The sequence below is a fragment of the Rubritalea sp. genome, assembly GCF_039830215.1.
Lineage (GTDB): Bacteria > Verrucomicrobiota > Verrucomicrobiia > Verrucomicrobiales > Akkermansiaceae > Rubritalea.
The window spans coordinates 1-2,553 of record NZ_JBDOPO010000016.1; the positions used below are offsets into that span (position 1 = coordinate 1).

Consider the following 2,553-nt stretch of genomic DNA (forward strand, 5'->3'; position numbering starts at 1 on the left):
AAGGCTGACAAATTTATAGGCAGAGTAAATGAACTGCAAAACGGTGGATATGATGTTAGATTTTTACCTTCGGTATCTGACAGCAAACTAAGAAAGCTTTTTTCTATGGCAGCTTGTATGATTTTTCCTAGCCATTTTGAAGGTTTTGGTTTGCCTGCAATTGAAGCGCTACTTTCTGAAACACCACTAATCTGTACCTCTACAGGTGTCATTTGTTCAGAACTAACCGGCCAAGGGCATTTTATTAATGGTGATTTACGCGGTGAATTAGCAATTAAAATTGAAGATTTAGTGGTGAACCCACCCTCAAAAGAAATTTTAAGAAAGGGTAGAGAGGCTGCTCTAGAATATACTAATCGAAATAATTCAAGCCAGTTATGGAGTGACACTATACTTTCACTTACCAGCCATGGTGGGGGCTTAGATCGTTAAAACTCACTGCGGCTGGTTGAGTTGATTTGTAGTATGTTTATTATTTGGGGCAATCTGTTTACTTCATAGTTATGTAAATGTTTTTTTGCTTTTTTCAAAGTTATGCTAGCGCATGGCAAATAATCACCTAACAACATGTTTTTGCGGCTCAGTGGATGCTTCCGGAATCACTTTCCCCTAACTAGATTCATAATTTCCTTCCTACCTAAAAAAAGGAAAGGCACCATACACGCGGTCCCTCTCCAACCTAGTCCAATCAGGCCGCAGTCAATCAGGGCAGGGTAGAGGGTTTCTAGAATGCTTAGCACAGCTATAAAGACAGAAAGTGGTAGAATTACTCCCCTTACATGAGCACTGAGTATCTCCTTTAGGGAGAAATTTAATTTATTTATAGTCAAGGGTATAACCCAAAACCATCCTACGAGAATAGTTGGTATCAAGGTGCCTAAAGCCACCCCTAGCACACCAATGTTCATAGCCAAGACAATAGACAATGATAAATTAATACCAGCATCAACAAGAGAAATCTTTAGTAACTTTTTTTGTTCGTCACACATCATTAAAATCCGCTTTGACACGCCATTAGTCAGTTGAGAGCTATAAGTTGAAAGCAGTAGAGCTTGACCAATCCAGAACGTCTCTCTGGAAACTGAATCCAGCCCAGTCAGTATACTAACTAGCGGCTCTAAATAAATAGCACTGAGCAAGTAGCATGGTGTGAGTATTAAAAACGTGACTCGAGAGCTGTCTAAATAAAGCTTACGTAGGCCTGACTTATCACCCAAAGCGTGAAAGGATGCGGCAGCTGGTGATATAATCTGGTGCAGTTGTGACCCGAAGAGCCCAAGCATTTGGCTAGTCTTGAATCCAGTTTGGTAAATCGCTACGAAGGCAACACCAAGAGTCATAGATATCACTAGTTGGTCGCTCTTTCCCATGATCATATTGCCAAATGTAATCAAATAAGCTGCTACAGAAAAGCCCAGCTGTGAACGCACTGCTGGCCAATGAAAGTAAGTAGGTGACAGCGATAGTTCGGGAAGTTTAGTAAAAGAAATAAAAGTTGCTATCACACCCGGAAGCGCGGTAATTAGCACACTCGCTAGCATTAGATGAGCCATTTTCCATCCAGCTTCTAGACCATAATATAAAAAAACAAAGTTAAGTAAAACCGATATCGTCTGTAACCAATTTACAATATCTGTTCGCTTCAGTCCGCGAAGTATCTCAGAAAATATACCAAGCGGGAACATTATGGCTAGACCTCCAAAAAAGATGCAATACGTTAACCTAAAATCTTCGTAATCAGTTGGCTCCACATTAATTGAGGATAAGAATGCGCCCTGAATAAGCTGAAAAATGATAAACAAGGTGCCTGCCAGTCCCATGAATGTCCAAAAAATCGTTGATAACAATTTATTTAGTTCAGCGGTTTCACCTGTTGCAGTTTTGGATGCTACAGCTTTCTGAGCCGTGAAACCAAAGCCAAAGTCAAACAATATTCCACATCCAAATAGAGACCACAACATCATCCAAAAACCAAATTCGGCGCCAGAGAATTGCATAAACATCATGCGAAATAATATCAAACCGCTAATCATTCGGCTAAAAATAGCCGCATAGCCACTCAAAGTTGTTGATAAAAACCGCTCACGTATCAGAGACATTAATCCAGTTATAAAGCCTAATTCGAATCAATAAAAGGCATAAAACCTTTTAAATAGACAAATATTGGAAGTCTGAAAATCTTAATTTACCAGCTTTGGATTTATGTGATAGAGAGATTTTGGCTCTGACAGAAAAATTGTGTTTTTGGTCTGTTAGTTAGGTCATTGCTTCTTCAAAGCCATGACCGATAATTTCCTTCTACTGGATGAGGAGCGCAGATCCAGATTAAAATCATATAAGTGCCTGACGATAGGAAGGCCGAAGCATTGGGTTTCCCAATGTGGAGTTATGCTGATTTTGATCTTGAGCGGAGCCCGCATTTCCAGTGTGTGTTAGAGGTTGATATTGCGCAGGTTCGGGACTCTGTCACCAAACTCCATGGCGAACCGAGCAAGCGCTGGACCCCAGTTTTGAATGGGCATCGTCCACTTCTTGCTAGCACGCTCGATCGAG

3 protein-coding genes are annotated in these 2,553 nt (G+C 40.7%); 2 read left to right on the forward strand and 1 reads right to left on the reverse strand.

Going from position 1 to position 2,553, the window contains the following annotated elements; translation table 11 throughout:
- Positions 1-432, forward strand: a 432-nt coding sequence (locus ABGY95_RS00565; RefSeq protein ID WP_347439733.1) for a glycosyltransferase, incomplete at its 5' end; no start/stop codon positions are given.
- 167 nt (positions 433-599) lie between these two features.
- On the opposite strand, the gene ABGY95_RS00570 is transcribed toward ABGY95_RS00565, so the two are convergent.
- On the reverse strand, positions 600-2,099 hold the full coding sequence (locus tag ABGY95_RS00570; RefSeq protein ID WP_347439734.1) for a lipopolysaccharide biosynthesis protein: 1,500 nt from the start codon (positions 2,097-2,099) through the stop codon (positions 600-602).
- Between the two features lie 240 nt (positions 2,100-2,339).
- On the opposite strand from ABGY95_RS00570, the gene ABGY95_RS00575 reads away from it, so the two are divergent.
- Positions 2,340-2,553, forward strand: a 214-nt coding sequence (locus ABGY95_RS00575; RefSeq protein WP_347439735.1) for a hypothetical protein, incomplete at its 3' end; no start/stop codon positions are given.

What these genes read in the sequence shown, in the direction of transcription:
- ABGY95_RS00570 (WP_347439734.1), bottom strand. Translation starts at nt 2,099, where the DNA reads ATGTCTCTGATACGTGAGCGGTTTTTATCAACAACTTTGAGTGGCTAT.